The following is a 19,764-nucleotide window of genomic DNA, read 5'->3' on the forward strand; positions in this document are numbered from 1 at the left end:
GGCGTAACGTCGGCATGGACGTAATCATGTAATCAAGGTGGGTGGTTCCGATGCGACGTGGATGGGGAGGCCGGGGCGGGTGGCAGCAGGCCGACCAGCCGCCGGCGGACGACGCGGCGGGCTGGTTCGGCGGGAGGCTGCCCGACGACTGGTTCACCGAGGCGCCGGTGGTCACGGTGGACCGTGAGGAGATCCTGGTAGTCGGCACCCTGCCGCCGCTCGCCGGTGAGTTCGCCGACGACGCGGAACGTTCGGCAGCCGAATCGGGCCGGATCAGCCGGTTCCGTGAGCAGACCAGGGATGAACGGATCGAGATAGCGCGCCAAGCCGAGCACCGTTACCAGCGCAAGGTCGCCTGGGGTGCGCGGATCGGCGGCACGGAGGAACTGTTCACGACGCTGTCCGTGCCGGTGATGACGCGCTTGCGGCAGCCCGAGCGCAAGGTGCTCGACACCCTCGTGGCAGCCGGCGTCGCAAGGTCCCGTTCAGAGGCCCTGGCGTGGGCGGTCAGGCTGGTGGGCGAGCACGCCGACACCTGGCTCACCGACCTCCGCGAAGCGATGACCAGGGTGGACGACCTCCGCGCCCAAGGCCCCGACCGGGCCTGAGCCGACCCGTTCAGGCGAAACCGCCGTCCCCGACCCTGCCGGGGACGGCCGTGCCCTGCCCGACCAAGCCGCGTGACCGCGCGATCGTCCCGACTGGTGCCGCCGCCGAGCTGCTTCACGCCGTCGCAGGCGGCTTGAATTGATCCCATACAGCAGAATTCAGCAGCGCCAACGCTCGCCTTATGGCAGGTGGTGCTGCTTGTGGGATCGCTTTACCGATCGTTGTTGCTGTGGTGTGCTGCTATCGAGGCTTCTTCGAGCACTGCTCCTACCTTCGCAACCACCAGGAGAAGCGCGGCTCTTGCTGATGCGTAGTCCGCCTCGGGTGGGACGTCGACGGCCCACAATTTGCCTGCCGAGGCGGTTTCCCATGAGCAACCGAGTTGTTGCAGGACGGCTTCTATCGGGGCTACTGCGTCTTGACCGGGAATGTTGATCTGAACAGTGGAGTGTCCAGATCTCGCGAGAAGTTCCTCGAAGACCAACTCTCGTCGGTCGTGATCGGCTCGAACCCGCACGGTATCGCCGAAGGCCACACCTTGGACGAAGAACGGGATGTTGCGCACCTGTACGACCATCCGCGTAGTTGTCTTCTCCGTCCACAGCCTCTCCGCGGACGCTGCGGCGAACCCCGATTCGGTCCCGTCCCGCAGGTCAAAGGCAACCTTGAACATCCGGCGCTTGCTCGGCGGTGCCGCAGCTTCGTGGTCGGGAGGGCGTGGCTGAGTCACAGCAGGTTCACGCCATCATGAGCGCGAGTGTGCAATGTGGGCTCGAACGCGTCGGTGATTCGGATCGCGTAGGCAGGCGCCATTTCCTCACGTACCTCGTCCAGCGCCATCCAACGGATCTCCGCCGCTTCGTCCGTTGCGCGGCTCGGAGCGTCGAGCGGCGTGCAGCGGTAGACCAGAGCGACGATGCCTCGCTGCATGTTCTTGTAGACGCCGGTAAGACGTTCGACCTGGACTGAAATTCCAGTCTCCTCCAGGACCTCTCGCCTGACGCCCTCCTCGAACGTTTCGTCCATCTCCAGAACTCCGCCGGGTGGCTCCCAGTGGTCGTTGTCCCTGCGGCGGATGACCAGCACTTCTCCCGAATCGTTGACCACGATTCCGGCGACGCTGACCGAATGACGAGGCGTGTCGGCCATTCTCCCGCTTTCGTCGCTGAGTGGACTTGTGGGCGACATGGACACGTCGAAAGCTGCGGGAGCGGGTGATCGTGCGGCCTCGGCGGTACCTGGCTGATGGCCGGTCGGTGGAGGTGGCCACGTCGTACATCCCTGGGTCGATCGCCAAGGAGCGGCAAGGTCAAGCCGTGGCCTGAAGCTCGGATGCGGGCGGTTCAGCCGGCGCTGCCGGCTGAGTGCAAGGTTGACGGCCTGATCATGGGAAACGACCACCAACCAACCGCATAACCGCTGGTCAGGAGTAGATCGCGAACCAGATGGCGACGTAGTGGCACAGCGCCGCCAACACCGTCGCCGCGTGGAAGAACTCGTGGTAGCCGAAGACGGCCGGCCAAGGGTTGGGCCAACGGGTCGCGTAGAACACCGCGCCGACCGTGTACAGCAGGCCGCCCACCAGCAACAGGACCAGGGCCGCCACACCCACGTGGTGGAGGAGGTCGGGGAGGACGAAGACCGCCACCCAGCCCAGGGCGATGTAGATCGGCACGCCGAGCCACCTCGGTGCGTGCGGCCACGCGAGTTTCAGCGTCACGCCGCCCAGGGCGCCGGCCCACACGACCAGCAGCACCACGTTGCCGGTGCCGGGGTCCATCGCGAGCAGCGCGAACGGCGTGTAGGTGCCCGCGATGAACACGAAGATCATCGAGTGGTCGAGCCGTTTCATCCACGTCCGCGCCCGCACGCTGACCCAGTTCACCCGGTGGTACAGCGCGCTCACCCCGAACAGGCCCAGCACCGTCGCCCCGTACACGGACGTGGCCAGCGCGGCCTTCCCGGACACGGTCGCCGCCGCCAGGGCGATCAGCGTCGCGCCCGTCGCCACGGACACGACGAACGACCAGAGGTGCAGCCAGCCACGCAGCCGTGGCCGCAGCGCGGGCTCGGGCGGCTGGGGATGCGTCGACGTGGTCACCTGCCCGAGGTTACGGGAGCGTCGCCGACGAGGTCAGCACACGAAGGCGTGACCGCGCCCACCCGGCGTACGCTCTTCCAGCGTGGGTCTTCGCGAACGGGTCAAGAGCGTCCTGCTCAAAGGTTACGAGTTCCGGCTCAACCGCTGGCTCGACGGCAAGCAACGACCACGCCACGTCGGCGTGGTGCTCGACGGCAACCGCCGCTGGGCGAAGGAAGCGGGTTTCACCGATGTCGCGCACGGCCACCGCGCGGGCGCGCGCAAGATCCTCGAACTGCTGACCTGGTGCCGCGAGGCCGAGGTCGAGGTGGTGACGCTGTGGATGCTGTCCACGGACAACCTCGACCGACCGGCCGAAGAGCTGGAACCGCTGCTCGACATCATCGCCGACATCGTGGACGAGCTGGCCGAGCCCGGTAACCCGTGGCGCGTCCGGCACGTCGGCGCGCTGGACATGCTGCCCACCGAGACCGCCGCCCGCCTGTCCGCCGCGGCGCTGCGCACCAAGGGCCGCACCGGCCTGGAGGTCAACGTCGCGGTCGGCTACGGCGGCCGGCAGGAGATCGCGGACGCGGTCCGCAAGCTCCTCCAGAAGCACGCCGAGTCCGGCGGCACGATCGAGGAGCTGGCCGAGGTCCTGGACGTCGACCACATCGCCGAACACCTCTACACGTCCGGCCAGCCCGACCCGGACCTGCTCATCCGCACCTCGGGCGAGCAGCGGCTGTCCGGGTTCATGCTGTGGCAGTCCGCGCACTCCGAGTTCTGGTTCTGCGAGGCCTACTGGCCGGAGTTCCGCCGCACCGACTTCCTGCGAGCCCTGCGCGACTACGCGGTCCGGCACCGCCGCTTCGGCTCGTAGCCCGCCCGCGTCCCGGTTCACGGAAGACCCCGACTACGCCCAAGGGCGGCGCACCCCGTGCAGGGGAGCGCCGCCCTTGGCGGACATCAGCGTGGACTCAGTTGCCTGCGCCCTGGCCGTGCGTGTCGTTGTCGTCGTTGTCCGTGTTGATGCAGTAGCTCTCGTCGTTGTTCGAGAGGATCGGGATCGCGATCACGTTGACCTCGACCTCGCAGACGTTGATGTTGCTCAGCAGGTCGGAGTCCTGCGCGAAGTTGATCAGGCCGAACTGGTCGGCGTAGTCGCCGTCCTCCGCGTCCTCCTGGTAGTTGTTCTCCAGTTCACCGATGGCGGTGTTGACGTCGCCCTGACCGTCCCAGTGCGGGGTGGCGAACGCGGGAGAGCCAAGCATCATGAGGCCAGCCGCGGCGATGGCGACGGCGCCTGCCTTCTTCAACATGTAGAACACACTCCTCTAGTGGGGAATTGATGTGACGCCCAGAACCTCGTCCGTACATTCCGGAGCATTCGGGGAGTCTGGCGGCTCAGGCGGTTTGCCCTCGCCTCGGTAATTTACCGACTTGCCTTGCGGATTGCACCAGGTCGACACCATCGTGTGAACGTCACATTTTCGATTTGGTTATCGGACCTGTTCAGGGCAACACCACCGCGTCACGTGACGCCCATTGAAGCTATTGCCGGACGGGGTATTTCAACGGTGGTGCGCACGTCCTGATCGGTCCCACCGGCTGTCGCGCGGTGGATCGGGCGTGTCGATCTGGCGGGCGGAACGTCGGTGGAGTCAGCCGTTGTCGTCGTTGTCGGTGTTGATGCAGACGACCTCGTCGTTGTTCGACAGGATCGGCACGGCGAGGACGTTGACCTCGACGTTGCAGATGTTGATGTTGCTCAGCACGTCGGAGTCCTCGGCGAAGTTGATCAGGCCGGTCTGGTGGACGTGGGCGCCGTCGTCATCGTCTTCCGGGATCCACGGCTGCCAATGGCCGTCCCCCGAGTGACCGTGACCGGGTGCGTATCCGTCACCGTGGTCGTCGGGCTCACCCGTCACGGCGAATGCCGGAGCGCCGACCATCATCAGACCGGTCACGATCGCGGCGACCCTGCTCGCCTTCTTCAGCACTTCAACACTCCTCTTTGTGGGATTCCCCGTCGGTCCTGTGGTGCCGGGAAGCCCGGATGTGGGTTGTCTGACGGGCAAACTACCGAACCGCTGGTCCCGACTGGATCTCAATAACACCATTGTGTGATCCACTGATGGTTGGTATCCCTCGTTACGGTGTCTTTCCCCGTCATGATTCGTCGTGGGCGTTCCCGTGTGGTAGTCCGCCAGGTCATCTCGTATGGTCTTCAGTCCGTGGATGGCGACACGATCGTGCGCGAGTACCTGCTGCTCTGTTTGCGGCTGGACCGCCTGTCGCCCGGCCTGGTCGACTCGTTCACCGGAGACCGGGCGCTGCGCCGCGCCGTCGACACCGAGCCGAGGCCGCACCCGGTCGCGCTGGCCGGCCGCGCCACGCTGCTGCGCCGCGAACTGCGTGACGTCGACCTCGAACCGGACCGCCGGCGGTTCCTCGACGCCCACCTGGTGGCGGCCGAGACCACCGCGCGCAAGCTCGCCGGCGTGCGGATCGGCTTCGTGGACGAGGTGCGGGCGTACTTCCAGGTCGACATCCGCCCCGGCCACCCCGACACCTACCGCCGCGCGCACCTCCAGCTGGACGAGGTGCTGCCCGGCCACGGCTCGGTGGCCGAACGGCTCGCCGACCACCGCGCCCTGGACGCGGTGCCGCCGCACCGGCTCAAGGCCGCCGTGCACGCCCTGTCCAGCGCGCTGCGCGACCGTGTAAGACAGCGGTTCGAGCTGCCCGCGAACGAGGTCGTGGAGTACGAGGTCGTCACCGACAAGCCGTGGAGCGGCTTCAACTACTACCTGGGCGACTTCCGCTCACGGGTGGCGATCAACGCCGACCTGGGCCACCGGATGTCGAACCTGCCGCACCTCGTCGCGCACGAGTCCTACCCCGGCCACCACACCGAGCACTGCCGCAAGGAGGTCGGCCTGGTCGGCAAGCGCGGCCACGCCGAGCAGTCCCTGTTCCTGATCAACTCGCCGCAGTGCCTGACCGCCGAGGGCATGGCCGAGCTGGGCCTGCACGCCGTCGTCGGAGCCGGCTGGGGGCGGTGGACCGAGGACGTCATGGCCGACCTGGGCCTGAGGATGGACGGCGACCTGGCCGAACGCGTCGAGGGCGCGCTGTCCGGGCTGCTCACCGTGCGGCAGGACGCGGCCCTGATGTTGCACGACCAGCGCGCCCATCCGGACGACGTGGTGGCGTTCCTGTGCCGCTGGCTGCTCGTTCCGGAACGCCGTGCCCGCCACATGCTGCGCTTCCTCGGTGACCCTCTGTGGCGGGCGTACACGACGACGTACGTGGAAGGCGTTCGACTTGTCCGCGCCTGGTTGGACTTGCGTGCACCGACGGACACTCTGGGTGACAGGTATTTGAGACTTCTCGATGAACCCTTGACACCGGCCACGTTGACGGAGGAAGTCCGGGCGGGGGTGTCCTGGCTGTCCCGCGACCCAGGGTGACGACACTCGCCACCTTCGGCCGTATGGGCTCTGAGCTGCGTGGACGACCCGGTGTTGCGCCGATGTGACGGTTGCTTGTCGCCCGCGGGCACCCCAAGTGGCCGTCTTTCGGCTGTTTTGCGACGAAGTGACGAATTGACGAATCACCTGTGTGGCTGCCTGCATAAGAGGGACCAGCGGAGGTAACTTCCGGTTGGCGGGCCGCGTCCACTGCGGGCCGCGCAGGGAGGCCCTGATCGTGGCTGTCGTCGAGTTGCCGGTTCCGCCGGCGGTGATGAGCGCGAGGGGGCCGGCACCCGGCCCTCGTGGTCGGCACGCCTGAGCTAGCGGGGCGTGCCGGTCGATCGGGGTGGTGCCTGGCCCAGCGAGGAGCGGACGCGGGTGCCGCGTTCGTGAGGGAGTTGCCGTGAACGCACGACGACCCGCGAGCCGTTCCTCAGGCTCATCGCGCAGCACTTCCCGGCGCCGTGGCGCGCCGACGAACCACACGTACGTGGTGGACACGTCCGTGCTGCTCTCCGACCCCCTGGCCACCACGCGGTTCGCCGAGCACGAGGTCGTGCTGCCGCTCGTGGTGATCAGCGAGCTGGAGGGCAAGCGGCACCACCCCGAGCTCGGCTGGTTCGCCCGGGAGGCGTTGCGACTGCTCGACGACCTGAGGCTCCGGCACGGCAGGCTGGACCACCCCGTGCCGATCGGCGACCAAGGCGGCACCTTGCGCGTCGAGCTCAACCACTCCGACCCGGAGGTGCTGCCCGCGGGCTTCCGCACGGACTCCAACGACGCCCGCATACTGGCCTGCGCGCTCAACCTCGCGGCCGAGGGCGACATCGTCACGCTGGTCACCAAGGACATGCCCCTGCGCGTCAAGGCCGGCGCCGTCGGCCTCGCCGCGGAGGAGTACCGCGCCCACGACGTCACTTTGTCCGGTTACTCCGGAATGTCCGACGTGGACGTGGACCAGTCCGTGGTGGACGCGCTGTACCGCGAGAACGTGATCGACCCGTCGCTGTTCGACCTCGGCCACGTGGCGGAACTGCCCTGCCACAGCGGGTTGCGCATGTTGGCGGGCACGTCGAGCGCGCTCGGCCGGGTCACGCCGGACAAGCAGATCAGGCTGGTCCGCGGCGACCGCGAGGCGTTCGGGGTGCACGGTCGGTCGGCCGAGCAGCGCGTGGCGCTGGACCTGCTGCTCGACACCGAGGTCGGCATCGTCTCGCTGGGCGGACGGGCCGGCACCGGCAAGTCGGCGCTCGCGCTGTGCGCGGGCCTGGAGGCGGTCATGGAACGCCGCCAGCACCGCAAGGTCGTCGTGTTCCGCCCGCTGTACGCGGTGGGCGGGCAGGAGCTGGGGTACCTGCCCGGGTCCGAGAGCGAGAAGATGCAGCCGTGGGCGCAGGCGGTGTTCGACACGCTCGGCGCGCTGGTCAGCCAGGACGTGGTCGAGGAGGTCATGGACCGCGGCATGCTGGAGGTCATGCCGCTGACCCACATCCGCGGCCGGTCGCTGCACGACTCGTTCGTGATCGTGGACGAGGCGCAGTCGCTGGAGCGGAACGTGCTGCTCACCGTGCTGTCGCGGCTGGGGACCAACTCGCGGGTGGTGCTGACGCACGACGTGGCGCAGCGCGACAACCTGCGCGTGGGGCGGCACGACGGCGTCGCGGCGGTCATCGAGAAGCTGAAGGGACATCCGCTGTTCGCGCACGTCACGTTGACGCGGTCGGAGCGTTCGCCGATCGCCGCGCTGGTCACCGAGATGCTGGAGGACTACGCGTCCTGACGGTCTGACGGCTCGATGGTCTGACGGCTCGATGGTCTGACGGCTCGATGGTCTGACGGCTCGACGGTCTGACGGCTCGACGGTCTGACGGTCTGACGGCGATGCCGCCCCGGTCACAGCGACCGGGGCGGCATCTGTCCGTGGTCAGGCTGGTGTGGGCTTGAGCTTGGCGTCCAGCGCCTTCGCGATCACCGCGAGGACGGCGGCGACCACCAGCACCAGCAGCGCGTTGCGGAACGCGGCGCCGAACCCCAGCTCGGTCACGTCGAGGAACGGGTACGGGTACCAGTCGGTGATCGCGCCGTGGACGAACGTGTAGGCGATCCACAGGACCGGCCAGATGGACAGCGCCTTGGCGACGGAAGCCCAGTCGACCCGCGGCCGGGGGCCGAACAGCAGCCAGCCGAGCACGGCCATCAGCGGCGCGAGGCGGTGGAAGCCGAGGTTCACCCACCAGGCCGCGCCGACCGGGTGCACCAGCCGCGCGAGCAGGAGGTCGAACACGACGCCGGTGATCGTGATGCCCAGCAGGGCGTCCAGCCGCGCCACCCGCCAGCCACGACCGTCCCGGCGGGGGTTCAGCGCCAGCGTGAGGGCCACGGCGAGCACGAACACGTTGCTCTGGACGGTGAAGTAGCTGAACAGGCGCAGCAGGCGCACACCGAGCGGCGCCTGCGTTTCGGCGTGACCGGAGTTGACGTCCGCCCCGCCGGTGATCAGCAGCACCAGTTGCGTGATCAGCGCCGCGGCGATCATGGCCGCCAACAACGCGTGCCACACACGTGAGCCGGTGCTCCAGGCCGTGGACGGCCGTGGTGCGTCGGTGTTCGCGTGCGCGGCCTCTGTGCTCATCGCCCGATCATGCGGTCGGGCCCGCGGTCCTGCTAGTCGAGCGCCCGACGCATGAAGCCGCGCATGCCCAGCGCGCCGAAGCCCAGGATCGCCGCGATCAGCACCACGAAGCACACCCACAGCGGCATGTGCTCGACGTTCGGCACCAGCACGGCACGCATGCCCTCGCTGACGTAGGTGAGCGGGTTGAGCGCACACAGCACCTGGAACCAGCGCAGGTTGCCCAACGCCGGCCACGGGAACTGGGCCGAGCCGGTGAACAGCAGCGGCGTCAGGATCACCGCGAACATCACGGTGATGTGCCGCGGCGACACCGACGTGCCGATGACCATGCCCACCGCCGCGCCCGCCAGCGAGCCCAGGATGATCACCAGCAGGGCCACGGGCAGCCCGGACACCGGCCAGCTGACGTCCAGCATGACGAACCCGATCGGGATCATCAGCACCGCCGCGAGCAGCCCGCGCAACGCGCCGAACACCATCTTCTCCACCGCCACCAGCGGGATCGGGATGGGCGCCAGCAGCCGGTCCTCGATCTCGCGCGTCCACGAGAAGTCCAGCACCAGCGGCAGCGTCGTGTTCTGCAACGCGCCCAGGAACCCGTTCATCGCCACGATGCCGGGCAGCAGGACGGCGGCGAAATCGGCCTGCACGTACCCGATGTCGCCGAGCACCTTGGCGAAGATGAACAGGATGAAGAACGGCTGGATGATCACCTGCGCGAGGAAGCTCGGCAGCTCCCGGCCGGTGACGAAGATGTCCCGCCACAGGATGGCGTTGAACGTGCGCAGCGACGTCATCGCAGCTCCCGGCCGGTCAGGTGGATGAAGACGTCTTCCAGGCTCGGCGTGCCGATGGACAGGTCCGTGACCGGCGTGCCGAGCCGTTCGAGGGTCCGCAGGACCTCGGGCAGCGCCACGGCGGGCGCGACGTCGGTGTAGAGGCGGAACATCTCCTGCACGTGCTCCACGCGTTGCACGCCCTCGACCTTGGCCAGCCCTTCCGTCACCGGATCGGGTCCGGCGCCGTTCAGGGCGACGGTGACGCTGAGTGTCGTGCTGCCGGGCAGGGTCTTGGTCAACTCGCCGGGGGAGTCCAGCGCGAGCAGCTTGCCGTGGTCGACGATGCCGACCCGGTCGCACAGCTTCTGCGCCTCGTCCATGTCGTGCGTGGTGAGCACGACCGTGACGCCGTCCGCGCGCAGGGTGGTCACCCGGTCGTGCACGAACAGCCTCGCCTGCGGGTCCAGGCCCGTCGACGGCTCGTCCAGGAACAGCACCTTCGGCCGGTGCATCAGCGAGCGGGCGATCATCAGCCGCTGCGCCTGGCCGCCGGAGAGCTTGTCCACCAGGCTGTTCGCGTGGTCCGTGAGGCCCATCCGGGCCAGGACCTCGTCGGCCAGCCTGGTCCGTTCCGCGCGGCCGATGCCGTGGTAGGCGGCGTGGAACAGCAGGTTCTGCCGGACGTTCAGCGCCCGGTCCAGGTTGTTGCGCTGAGGGACCACGGCGAGCAGTTGACGTGCCCGCTGGGAGTCCGCGACCACGTCGACGCCCTCCACCAGGGCCTGGCCGGACGTCGGCCGGACCCTGGTGGTCAGGACGCCCACGGTGGTCGTCTTGCCCGCGCCGTTCGGGCCGAGCAGCCCGAACACCTCACCCCTGCGGACCGCGAAGCTCAGCCCGTCCACCGCCGGTTTCTGGCCCTTTTTGTAGACCTTCACCAGGTCCGTCACCACTACGGCTTCGTCCACCTGGCCAGCCTAATCGGGTGGTCCGTTCACCCGGGGTCGACGTTTCACCCTGGGTCGCCGTGCACTCGGGTTCGACGTTCACTCGGGTCGCCGTTCACTCGGGTCGCCGTTCACCAGCCCGACGGGAGTGGACGGCCTTCGGCGAACCCGGCGGCGCTCTGGATGCCGAGCGTCGCCTTGGCGTGGAACTCCTCCAAGGTCTGGGCGCCGGCGTAGGTGCAGGCGCTGCGGACGCCGGCCGTGATGGAGTCGAGCAGGTCCTCGACGCCGGGGCGGATCGGGTCCAGGCGCATGCGGGAGGTGGAGATGCCCTCCTCGAACAGGCCCTTCTTGGCCCGGTCGAAGACGTTGTCCGTGCGGGTGCGCGCGGACACGGCCCGCTTGGACGCCATGCCGAAGGACTCCTTGTAGAGGCGGCCCTGTTCGTCGCGCTGGAGGTCGCCGGGGGATTCGTAGGTGCCGGCGAACCAGGAGCCGACCATGGCGCTCGCGGCGCCGGCGGCGAGGGCGAGTGCCACGTCGCGCGGGTGGCGGACGCCGCCGTCGGCCCAGACGTGCTTGCCGAGCCTTCGGGCTTCCGCGGCGCACTCCGCGACGGCGGAGAACTGCGGGCGGCCGACGCCGGTCATCATGCGGGTGGTGCACATGGCGCCGGGGCCGACGCCGACCTTGACGATGTCCGCGCCCGCTTCGACCAGGTCGCGGACGCCTTCGGCGGTGACGACGTTGCCGGCGACGACCGGGACGGTGGGGCGGGCCTCGCGGACGGCCTTGAGGGCCGCGATCATCTTTTCCTGGTGGCCGTGGGCGGTGTCCACGACGAGGGTGTCGACGCCGGCGGCGAGGAGTTGCTCGGCTTTGGCGGTGATGTCGCCGTTGACGCCGATGGCGGCGGCGACGCGGAGCCTGTTGGCGTGGTCGAGGGCGGGTTGGTAGACGTCGGAGCGGAGGGCGCCCAGGCTGGTCATCACGCCCTTGAGGCGGCCGTCGGCGTCGACGCCCAGTGCGACCTGCTGGGTGCCGCCGTGGAGCCGTTCGAAGACTTCACGCGGTGGGGTGTCCAACGGAAGGGTGACGATCCGGTCGTCGGCCACATCGTGCAACCGCGTGAACCGATCAACGCCCGCGCACGCCGCCTCGTCCACGATGCCCTTGGGCCGGCCGTCGTCGTCGACCACCACTACCGCGCCGTGGGCGCGCTTGTGGAGGAGGTTGACGGCGTCGGCGACCGAGTCGTCGGGGTGGAGGGTCAGCGGCGTGTCCCAGACGGGGTGGCGGGCCTTCACCCACTGGACGATCTCGGCGACCGCTTGCGGCGCCACGTCCTGGGGCAGCACCACCAGCCCACCGCGCCGGGCCACGGTCTCCGCCATCCGCCGTCCCGCCACCGCGGTCATGTTCGCGACCACGATCGGGATCGTCGCCCCCGTGCCGTCCGAGGTCGACAGGTCGACGCCGAACCTCGACTCGACGGCCGACCGGCCGGGCACGAGGAAGACGTCGTCGTAGGTCAGGTCGTAGCTGGGCCGATGCCCTTCAATGAACCGCACGAGACCTTGATACCCGCGTCAGCCCGAATTCGCCCCGGTTGTGGGCACCAAAGCGCGATCGCTACGGGGTCTGCGGTTGTGGGTTCGTCCAAAGCCGCACTACGGCGGCTCCGTTCGGGGCTCGGCTTGTGACCAGCCTGGTGGTAGGCAGCCTGGTGCGAGCGCGGTGGTGGCCAGCTCGGGTGGTGGGCGTGCGGTGGGGTCGCGGTGGGGTCGCGGTGGGTGAGTGCGGTCGGGCGGAGACGCCGGAGCCACCAGGTGCGGCGCGCTGTCAGTGCAAGCTCGATGGCGGGTTGGCGGGTTGGCGGGTGGGTGTTCGAGGGGTGTGGCGGGGTTGGTTGGTCTCCGTCTCGTTCAACCGAGTGGCGGTAACAGTGTTTCCGTACATTTTCGAGCGATGATCACCCGATTGTGTCGTCCGGGACCGCTGCACGTCGCGGCAAGAGGGCGCGGACCGTGTCGATGGTGTCCGCCTCGCCCGCGTCCTTGTCCGGTCGGTACCGCAGGACCCGGGCGAACCTCAGTGCCACCCCGCCAGGATATCGAGTGCTGACCTGCGCCCCGTCCAATTCGATCTCTATCACCAGTTCGGGTCTGACCATCACGGCCCAGTCCGACTTCTCCGTCGCGATCGCCATCAGCTCGCGCGTCTGCCACGCCAGCAACTCGTCCGTCATCCCCTTGAACGTCTTCCCCACCATGATCGGCGGCCCGCCATCCGGATCCCGCGCCCCCAAGTGGAGGTTCGACAGCAACCCCTTCCGCCGCCCACTGCCCCACTCGACTCCCAGCACCACCAGGTCCAGTGTGTGCACCGGCTTCACCTTCTGCCACGCCCGCCCACGCCGCCCCGCCGCGTACACCGACTCCAGCGCCTTCACCATCACGCCCTCGTGCCCGGCGTCCAGTGACTCCGTCAGAACCTCCGCCGCCAGGTCATCCGTCGGCGCCACCACACCGGGAATGACGTGCGAGCCCGCCACCGCGCGCAACGCGTCCAAGCGCACCCGCAGCGGTTCGTCCAGCAGATCGACCCCGTCCACATGCAGGCAGTCGAAGAAGAACGGACTCAGCAGCAGCTCCCGAACGTCCTGCGCCCCGAATCTGCTCATCGTCTCCTGGAACGGCCGCGGCTTGCCGTCGTCGTTCAACGCCAGCGTCTCACCGTCCAACACCACCGACCGGCAAGGCAGCCCGCGCACCAACGCCACCAGCTCCGGCACCGTCCCGGTGATCTCCCGCAACGTCCGGGTGAAGATGCGGACCTCGTCCCCCGACCGGTGCACCTGGATCCGCGCGCCGTCGAGCTTGTGCTCCACCACGCACGCCCCCAACTCGGCCAACGCGTCCGGCAGCGACTCCGCCGGCGACGCCAGCATCGGCCGCACCGGTCGCCCGACCTCCAACCGGAACGCCGCCAACGCCTCCTCGCCGGTCATCGCGGCCACGGCCGTCTCGGGCAGTGAGCCGGACAGCATGAACGCCCGCCGCACCACCTCGCCGGGCACGTCGGCAGCCCGGGCGATCGCGTCCAGCATCACCCCTTCGAGTGCACCTTGACGCAGTTCCCCGGTCAGCAGCCGACGCAGGAAGTCCTGTTCGGCCTCGGTGGCTCTGCTGAACAGATCGGTCAGCAGAGCCGTGCGTCTGGCCGTCGACCCCTTGCCGCTCGTCGACGCGATCGCGCCCAACGCCGCGTCCACATCGGACACCGTCAGCGAAGGCGACGCCGCCGGCGGAACGGCCAGGTCGAACACGGTCCGCCAGCCCGCGCCGATGCGCCCCTGGCTGGGCGCCCCGACCAGGAACGACACCACCGCGGACGTCGTCATCCGGCGCACCAGCTCGGCCAGGGCGGCGACCTTGGCCAGGCGGGAACGCGTCGCCGCCACCACGGCGGACGTCTCGACGACTTCGCTGAACAACACGCCGACCATGGTGCACCCGACCCCCGACAAAAACCGGCCGAGACCCGTCAGACGGCCGCGCGAGCTCCCGGACGGCCTCCCGCAACCGGTCCGGCGTCAGCGCCGCATACCCGAGGACCAAGCCGGGGAACGTCGGCGTGCGGGCGTAGTTCGCCAAGGCCAGGGCGTTGACGCCACGCCGGGCCAGCCGGGCCTGCAACGCCGAGTCGTCGGTCCCCTCCGGCAGCCGCACGACCACGTGCAGACCGGCCGCCACACCGATCGGCTCCCAGTCCGGCAGCACGCTCCGCAACTCGTCCAGCAACGCATCGCGCCGCGCCCGGTACAGCTGACGCGTCCGCCGCAGGTGCCGGTCGTACCCTCCGGTCCCGAGCAGCCGGGCGAACGCCGCTTGGTGCAACGTGCCGGTGCCGAGGTCGTCCAAACGCTTGCGGTCCACCACGACATCGCGCAGGGCGGGCGGCAGCACCAACCACCCCAGCCGCAACGCGGGCGCCAAGACCTTGCTCGCACTGCCCTGGTACACCACCCGCGTCGGGTCGAGCGCCTGCATCGCACCCAGCGCCGGCCGATCGTAACGGTGCTCGGCGTCGTAGTCGTCCTCCACCACCACTCCGTCGCACGCACGCGCCCAGTCCAACAGTGCGCGGCGACGCGTCGGGTGCAGCACGACTCCCAGCGGGAACTGGTGCGCGGCCGTGACGAAAACCGCCCGACAGTCCACTCCGGACAGCAAGTCGACGCGAAGCCCTTTGTCGTCAACGGGGACAGGGTGGATGGTCAAGCCGTGTGACGCCAACATCTCCGCCGCGCCGGGGTGGCTCGGTTCCTCGACCGCCACACTGCGGTGCCCGGCCACCTGCAACACCCGACCCAGCAACGAAATCCCCTCGGCCGCGCCGTTCGTGACAACCACCTCGGACGGTCGCGCCGCCACCGCCCGCACCCGGCCCAGGTAGTCGGCCAGCTCCCGCCGCAACGGCCCGAAACCGGCCGGATCCGGGTAGCCGAGGTCGTCGGTGGACAGGTCCGCCAACGCCGACTTCTGCGCCTGCAACCACTCCTCGCGCGGGAACGCGCTCAACGCGGGCACACCCGGCCTGAGGTCGTACCGGAACTTGGGCGCGGGTTCGGGCTCGTCGGCGACCGCGCCGGGCCACGTGCAGGTGGCCGTGACGGTGGTGCCCGAGCCGCGCCGCGCGGTCAGGTAGCCCTCGCCGATGAGCTGCTCGTACGCGGACGTGACGGTGCCGCGGGCGACGCCGAGCTGGGCCGCCAGGTCACGGCTGGACGGCAGGCGGGTGCCCGGTGCGAGCCGCCCGTCCCGCACCGCGCGGCGCAGCTCGGACTCCACCGCGCGCCTGCCGTTCGCGGTGGGGAGGAGGAGTTCCCGGTAAGTGGTCCAGTTGGTAGGCATTGAAGTGGAGCTTAAGCCTGGACCACTCAACGCGCAGAGTCGTCGTTCATGAGGACCACGAAGAGCGCGATCGCATCCGGTGCCCTGACATCGGTGATCGTGGGCGCGTCCGTGCCGGTGACCGGCATGCTCCAGGCGTATCCGCTGCTCACGGGGCAGGCGATGCGGTACGCGTTGGGCGCGGTGGTGCTGCTCGGGTGGATCCGACTGAGGGGTGGGCGGCTGCCGGTGCCGAGCCGGCGGGACTGGCCGGCGCTGATCGGGCTGGTGACGACCGGGATGCTCGGCTTCACGGCGTGCGTGCTGTACGCGCAGCGGTACGCCGAGCCGGGGTTCGTCGCGGCCATGCTCGGCGCGAGCCCGTTGGTGTTGGCGCTGGCCGTGCCGCTGGTGGCGGGGCGGAAACCGGCCGTGCCCGCGGTGGTGGGCGCTGTGGTCGTGGTCGGCGGGGTGGTGGTGCTGTCCGGCGGCGGGTCGTGGCACGGGCCCGGGTTGGTGCTCGCGCTGTTGACGATGGCGGGCGAGGTGTCGTTCACGCTGTTCGCGGTGGGTGTGGTGCGGCGGCTGGGCGGGGTGGCGGTGGCGACGTGGACGTGCCTGATCGCGGCGGTGGCGGGTGGGGTGTTGGGGACGGTGTTCGGCGGGTGGCAGGTGCCGACGGTGCGGGAGGGCTTGGCGCTGGCCGTGCTCGGGGTCGTGCTGACGGCCTTGGCGTTCGGGCTCTGGTACTTCGCGGTGGCGCGGTTGGGTGCGGACCGGGCCGGGGTGCTGATCGGGTTGATGCCGGTGGCGGGGCTGGGGGCGTCGGTCGCGTTGGGGGCGCAGGAGCTGACGGCGATGGCGTTGGTGGGCGCGGTGGCGGTGGCGTGCGGCTGTGTGATCGGGCTGCGGGGGCAGACGGCCGCCGACCGACCGCCCCAGACAGCACCGAACGCCCAGGCAACGCCGACTGCGCAGGCAGCGCCGACCACGCAGGCAGCGCCGGCTGCCCCAGACGGCGCCGAAAGCCCAGCTCGCGCGTTCTGAGCGTTGAATTCAGGGGTTCTGAACGTAGGACTCGCGGGTCCTGAACGTAGGACTCGCGGGGGTTATTGGTTGCCGCGGGCCATGCGGAGGACGTCGAGGGCCTCGTCCAGTTGGGCTTCGGTGAGCTTGGCGGGCACGTGGCCGCGTTCCAGGACCACCTCGCGGATGGTCTTGCGCTCCTTGAGGGACTGCTTGGCGATCGATGCGGCCTCTTCGTAGCCGAGGTAGCGGTTCAGGGGGGTGACGATGGACGGGGACGACTCGGCGTACTCCCGCATCTGCTCCACCTGCGGCGCGGCGCCGACGAGGACCTTGTCGGCCAGGAGGCGGGCGACGGCGGCGAGGAGGCGGGACGACTCCAGGACGTTGCGGGCGATCACGGGCAGCATCACGTTCAGCTGGAAGTTGCCCTGGGACCCCGCGAACGCCACCGCCGCGTCGTTGCCGATCACCTGCGCCACCACCATCATCGTGGCTTCGGAGATCACCGGGTTCACCTTGCCCGGCATGATCGACGAGCCCGGCTGGAGGTCCGGCAGCGCCAGCTCGCCCAGGCCGGTGCGCGGCCCGGAGCCGAGCCAGCGCAGGTCGTTCGCGATCTTGTACAGGCCCACGGCGGTGGCCCGCAGCTGCCCCGAGATCTCCACCACGCCGTCCTGCGTGGCCTGCGCCTCGAAGTGGTCGCGCGCCTCGGTCAGGGGCAGCCCGGTCACCGACGCCAGCTCGGCGGAGACGGCGGCGCCGAAGCCCGCCGGCGCGTTCAGGCCGCTGCCCACGGCCGTGCCGCCGATGGGCAACTCGGCCAGGCGGGGAAGCGACGACGTCAGCCGTTCGACGCCGTAACGCACCTGGGTCGCCCACGCGCCCGCCTCCTGGCCCAGCGTGATGGGCACGGCGTCCATCAGGTGCGTGCGACCGGACTTCACCAGGGACGTCCAGTCCGCGGCACGGGCGTCCAACACCGTGACCAGGTGCTCCAGCGCCGGGATCACGTCCCGCGCCACCGCCTCCGTCGCCGCGACCCGCAACGTCGTCGGGAACGTGTCGTTGGACGACTGCGACGCGTTGACGTGGTCGTTCGGGTGCACCTCACGGCCCAGCGCGCGGGTGGCCAGGGTGGCGATGACCTCGTTCGCGTTCATGTTCGACGACGTGCCGGACCCGGTCTGGAACACGTCCACCGGGAAGTGGGCGTCGTGCCCGCCCGCCGCGACGGCGTCGGCGGCCGACGCGATGGCCGAAGCGACTTCGGGTTCCAGTACCCCCAGCCGCTCGTTCACCCGTGCCGCGGCGGCCTTCAGCAGGCCGAGCGCGCGGATCTGGGCGCGCTCCAGGCCCCGTCCCGAGATGGGGAAGTTCTCCACCGCTCGCTGCGTCTGCGCACGCCACAGCGCGTCGACCGGCACCCTGACCTCGCCCATGGTGTCGTGCTCGACGCGGTACTCCTGTTCTGCCATGTCACCGAGTTTGGACCGGCTCGCCCCGTTCGGCCCAACACAGGGTGGGAAGAGTGGGCTCGAACACCTAAGGTCGAAGGATGGAGCTTGAGGTCGACCTGCTCATCGTCGGTGCGGGCCCGACGGGGTTGTTCGGGGCGTACTACGCGGGATTCCGGGACCTGTCGGTGGCGATCGTCGACGCGCTGCCCGAGGCGGGCGGCCAGATCACCGCGATGTACCCGGAGAAGATGATCTACGACGTGGCCGGGTTCCCGGCGATCCGCGGCCGGGAGCTGGTGACGGCGCTCGTGCAGCAGGCCGACCAGTGGAAGCCGACGTACCTGCTCGGCCGCCAGGCCCGGACGATGTCCGATGTGGACGGTCGGCTGGAGGTCGGTCTCGCCGACGGTGGCGTGGTGCGCGCCGGCGCGGTGCTGATCACGGCCGGGATCGGCGAGTTCCGGCCGCGTCCGCTGCCGGCGGGCGACGGGTGGCTGGACCGCGGCATGGTGCACTTCGTGCCCAAGCTGAACGTGCACACCGGCCAGGACGTGGTGGTCGTCGGCGGCGGCGACTCGGCGTTCGACTGGGCGCTCGCGCTGCACCCGATCGCGGCCAGCGTCACGCTGGTGCACCGCCGTGCGACGTTCCGCGCCCACCCGCCGACCGTGCGGCAGGTGCGCGACCTCGGCGTGGAGATCATCACCGACGCCGAGGTGCTGGAACTGCGCGGCGACCCGGACCTGGCCGAGGTGGAGGTGGCCGTCAAGGGCGGCGACCGCAAGGTGCTGCCCGCGCAGGCGGTCGTCGCGGCCCTCGGCTTCACCGCCGACCTGGGGCCGATCGAGTCGTGGGGCCTGGAGCTCGACCACCGGGCGGTGCTGGTGGACACCACCATGCGCACCGCCCGGGACCGCGTCTACGCGGCGGGCGACGTGGCCCAGTACCCCGGCAAGGTCAAGCTCATCGCCACCGGCTTCGGCGAGGCCGCCACCGCGGTCAACAACATCGCCGTGCTGCTCAACCCGGCGGCCCACCTGTTCCCGGGGCACTCCAGCAACGCCGGGTGACGTCGCGTCCGACACAGCTGGGGCGCGACCGGCTCGCGACCGGCTACGGGGCGACCTGGACCTGGTCGCCGACCTGGAGCGTGTCGAAGTAGGTCGACGCCGCCTCGCGGGACAGGTGGATGCAGCCGTGCGACTCCTGCGTGAGGCTGCCCTCGTGGAACGCGATGCCGCTGCTGGTGAAGTACGTCGAGAACGGCATCGGCCCGTTGTAGGGGATGCTCCAGTCGTCGCGGACCTTCCACAGCACCGGGAAGTAGCCCACGGGCGTCTCGTAGCCGGGCTGGCCGGACGTGGTCGGCACCGGTCCGTAGCTGATCTTGCCCCCGCTGATCAGCCACGACTGGTTGGTCGACAGCTGGACGCACGCGCCCTCGGTGATGTCGCACGGCGTGCCGGGCACGGTGACCGGCGGGGGCGGCGGCGCGGGCTGCGGCTCCGGGCTCTTCGAGGTGGGCTCGGGTGCCGGCTCGGGTGCGGGCGCAGGAACGGGCGCGGGGGCCGGTTCCTGCGTCGGCACGGGCGTCTCCGAGGTCGGCGCCTCGGTGGCTGACGGCGCAGCCGAAGGCGAGACCGAAGATGATGTCGTCGGCGACGGAGCCGGTCCGGACGCCTGCTCCGACGTCCCGCAGGCCGTTGCCAGGAAAGCGATTGCAACCAGTGCTGCCACGCGCATCGCGCACCCCCCAGGATCATGCTGTTTCTGACCCTGGAGACGCCGCCGCGAAGCGTCCGGTTGCCATCCGCCGGATAACGAATCGATCAGGGCCGCCCCACTCGGAAGTGG

19 protein-coding genes and 1 pseudogene are annotated in these 19,764 nt (G+C 69.8%); 7 read left to right on the plus strand and 13 right to left on the minus strand.

The features are described from left to right. The first annotated feature begins 50 nt into the window (after window positions 1–50). A complete protein-coding gene (gene abmR / locus F4560_RS36645) occupies window positions 51–608 on the plus strand; it encodes an ATP-binding transcription factor AbmR (RefSeq protein ID WP_184927658.1) in 558 nt (185 codons plus the stop codon). A 212-nt stretch (window positions 609–820) separates the two neighbouring features. Here abmR and F4560_RS36650 read toward each other — a convergent pair whose 3' ends face one another. From F4560_RS36650 to trhA, 3 genes are all read right to left on the minus strand, one after another. After that, a complete protein-coding gene (locus F4560_RS36650; protein WP_184927659.1) occupies window positions 821–1,282 on the minus strand; it encodes a DUF4265 domain-containing protein in 462 nt (153 codons plus the stop codon). A 53-nt stretch (window positions 1,283–1,335) separates the two neighbouring features. Further along, entirely contained in the window at window positions 1,336–1,758 is a 423-nt protein-coding gene (locus F4560_RS36655; protein ID WP_184927660.1) for an NUDIX hydrolase, read from the minus strand. Between the two features lie 274 nt (window positions 1,759–2,032). Continuing rightward, window positions 2,033–2,710, minus strand: a complete 678-nt coding sequence (gene trhA / locus F4560_RS36660; RefSeq protein WP_184927661.1) for a PAQR family membrane homeostasis protein TrhA — start codon at window positions 2,708–2,710, stop codon at window positions 2,033–2,035. 82 nt (window positions 2,711–2,792) lie between these two features. Between trhA and F4560_RS36665 the strand changes: the two genes are divergently transcribed. Then, window positions 2,793–3,572: an isoprenyl transferase gene (locus F4560_RS36665; RefSeq protein WP_184927662.1), complete on the plus strand. Its 780-nt coding sequence runs from the start codon at window positions 2,793–2,795 to the stop codon at window positions 3,570–3,572. A 97-nt stretch (window positions 3,573–3,669) separates the two neighbouring features. On the opposite strand, the gene F4560_RS36670 is transcribed toward F4560_RS36665, so the two are convergent. Together F4560_RS36670 and F4560_RS36675 are read right to left on the minus strand one after the other, a co-directional pair. Then, window positions 3,670–4,011, minus strand: a complete 342-nt coding sequence (locus tag F4560_RS36670; protein WP_184927663.1) for a hypothetical protein — start codon at window positions 4,009–4,011, stop codon at window positions 3,670–3,672. 342 nt (window positions 4,012–4,353) lie between these two features. Next, window positions 4,354–4,692 carry a hypothetical protein gene (locus F4560_RS36675; protein ID WP_184927664.1) on the minus strand — a complete coding sequence of 113 codons (339 nt, stop codon included), beginning with the start codon at window positions 4,690–4,692 and terminating at the stop codon, window positions 4,354–4,356. A gap of 234 nt (window positions 4,693–4,926) precedes the next feature. Here F4560_RS36675 and F4560_RS36680 point away from each other — a divergent pair, with 234 nt between their 5' ends. Together F4560_RS36680 and phoH2 are read left to right on the plus strand one after the other, a co-directional pair. Further along, complete coding sequence (locus F4560_RS36680) at window positions 4,927–6,165, plus strand: DUF885 domain-containing protein (RefSeq protein ID WP_184927665.1); 1,239 nt, start codon at window positions 4,927–4,929, stop codon at window positions 6,163–6,165. Window positions 6,166–6,658: 493 nt separating this feature from the next. After that, window positions 6,659–7,948: an RNA 5'-3' helicase PhoH2 gene (gene phoH2 / locus F4560_RS36685; protein WP_184929611.1), complete on the plus strand. Its 1,290-nt coding sequence runs from the start codon at window positions 6,659–6,661 to the stop codon at window positions 7,946–7,948. Between the two features lie 144 nt (window positions 7,949–8,092). Here phoH2 and F4560_RS36690 read toward each other — a convergent pair whose 3' ends face one another. The 6 genes and pseudogenes from F4560_RS36690 to pdxR all read right to left on the minus strand — a co-directional run. Next, entirely contained in the window at window positions 8,093–8,800 is a 708-nt protein-coding gene (locus F4560_RS36690) for a Pr6Pr family membrane protein (RefSeq protein WP_184927666.1), read from the minus strand. 32 nt (window positions 8,801–8,832) lie between these two features. After that, the gene (locus tag F4560_RS36695) at window positions 8,833–9,600 is read right to left on the minus strand and encodes an ABC transporter permease (protein ID WP_184927667.1); all 768 of its coding nucleotides are present in this window, start codon (window positions 9,598–9,600) and stop codon (window positions 8,833–8,835) included. Further along, window positions 9,597–10,550 (minus strand): ABC transporter ATP-binding protein, encoded by a 954-nt coding sequence (locus tag F4560_RS36700; protein WP_184927668.1) that lies wholly within the window; start codon window positions 10,548–10,550, stop codon window positions 9,597–9,599. Before F4560_RS36700 ends, F4560_RS36695 begins: the two co-directional genes overlap by 4 nt. A 110-nt stretch (window positions 10,551–10,660) precedes the next feature. Next, on the minus strand, window positions 10,661–12,100 hold the full coding sequence (locus F4560_RS36705; protein WP_184927669.1) for a GuaB1 family IMP dehydrogenase-related protein: 1,440 nt from the start codon (window positions 12,098–12,100) through the stop codon (window positions 10,661–10,663). A gap of 401 nt (window positions 12,101–12,501) precedes the next feature. Next, complete coding sequence (locus tag F4560_RS36710; RefSeq protein WP_184927670.1) at window positions 12,502–14,028, minus strand: ATP-dependent DNA ligase; 1,527 nt, start codon at window positions 14,026–14,028, stop codon at window positions 12,502–12,504. Window positions 14,029–14,149: 121 nt separating this feature from the next. After that, a pseudogene (gene pdxR, locus F4560_RS36715) lies at window positions 14,150–15,325 on the minus strand (MocR-like pyridoxine biosynthesis transcription factor PdxR); the annotation flags it as partial. On the opposite strand from pdxR, the gene F4560_RS45165 reads away from it, so the two are divergent. Both F4560_RS45165 and F4560_RS36720 read left to right on the plus strand, forming a co-directional pair. Continuing rightward, window positions 15,249–15,425, plus strand: coding sequence for a hypothetical protein (locus F4560_RS45165; RefSeq protein ID WP_246477930.1), 177 nt, complete (start codon window positions 15,249–15,251; stop codon window positions 15,423–15,425). The pseudogene pdxR and the gene F4560_RS45165 overlap by 77 nt on opposite strands. Before the next feature lie 68 nt (window positions 15,426–15,493). Next, complete coding sequence (locus F4560_RS36720) at window positions 15,494–16,471, plus strand: DMT family transporter (protein ID WP_184927671.1); 978 nt, start codon at window positions 15,494–15,496, stop codon at window positions 16,469–16,471. 62 nt (window positions 16,472–16,533) lie between these two features. Here the strand turns inward: F4560_RS36720 and F4560_RS36725 are convergent, their stop codons facing one another. Then, window positions 16,534–17,928 carry a class II fumarate hydratase gene (locus tag F4560_RS36725; RefSeq protein ID WP_184927672.1) on the minus strand — a complete coding sequence of 465 codons (1,395 nt, stop codon included), beginning with the start codon at window positions 17,926–17,928 and terminating at the stop codon, window positions 16,534–16,536. 80 nt (window positions 17,929–18,008) lie between these two features. Here F4560_RS36725 and F4560_RS36730 point away from each other — a divergent pair, with 80 nt between their 5' ends. Then, entirely contained in the window at window positions 18,009–18,980 is a 972-nt protein-coding gene (locus F4560_RS36730) for an NAD(P)/FAD-dependent oxidoreductase (protein WP_184927673.1), read from the plus strand. Between the two features lie 43 nt (window positions 18,981–19,023). Here F4560_RS36730 and F4560_RS45845 read toward each other — a convergent pair whose 3' ends face one another. Further along, window positions 19,024–19,497, minus strand: coding sequence for a L,D-transpeptidase (locus F4560_RS45845; protein ID WP_312869688.1), 474 nt, complete (start codon window positions 19,495–19,497; stop codon window positions 19,024–19,026). Window positions 19,498–19,764: the final 267 nt, after the last annotated feature.

Source organism: Saccharothrix ecbatanensis (genome assembly GCF_014205015.1).
GTDB classification, from domain to species: Bacteria; Actinomycetota; Actinomycetes; order Mycobacteriales; family Pseudonocardiaceae; genus Actinosynnema; species Actinosynnema ecbatanense.

Bases quoted from the DNA above. Each gene is read 5' to 3' on its own strand.
- abmR (WP_184927658.1), top strand. From the start codon at position 51: ATGCGACGTGGATGGGGAGGCCGGGGCGGGTGGCAGCAGGCCGACCAG.
- F4560_RS36650 (WP_184927659.1), bottom strand. From the start codon at position 1,282: ATGTTCAAGGTTGCCTTTGACCTGCGGGACGGGACCGAATCGGGGTTC.
- F4560_RS36655 (WP_184927660.1), bottom strand. From the start codon at position 1,758: ATGGCCGACACGCCTCGTCATTCGGTCAGCGTCGCCGGAATCGTGGTC.
- F4560_RS36670 (WP_184927663.1), bottom strand. From the start codon at position 4,011: ATGTTGAAGAAGGCAGGCGCCGTCGCCATCGCCGCGGCTGGCCTCATG.
- F4560_RS36690 (WP_184927666.1), bottom strand. From the start codon at position 8,800: ATGAGCACAGAGGCCGCGCACGCGAACACCGACGCACCACGGCCGTCC.
- F4560_RS36695 (WP_184927667.1), bottom strand. From the start codon at position 9,600: ATGACGTCGCTGCGCACGTTCAACGCCATCCTGTGGCGGGACATCTTC.
- F4560_RS45165 (WP_246477930.1), top strand. From the start codon at position 15,249: ATGAGCTGCTCGTACGCGGACGTGACGGTGCCGCGGGCGACGCCGAGC.
- F4560_RS36720 (WP_184927671.1), top strand. From the start codon at position 15,494: ATGAGGACCACGAAGAGCGCGATCGCATCCGGTGCCCTGACATCGGTG.
- F4560_RS36725 (WP_184927672.1), bottom strand. From the start codon at position 17,928: ATGGCAGAACAGGAGTACCGCGTCGAGCACGACACCATGGGCGAGGTC.
- F4560_RS36730 (WP_184927673.1), top strand. From the start codon at position 18,009: ATGGAGCTTGAGGTCGACCTGCTCATCGTCGGTGCGGGCCCGACGGGG.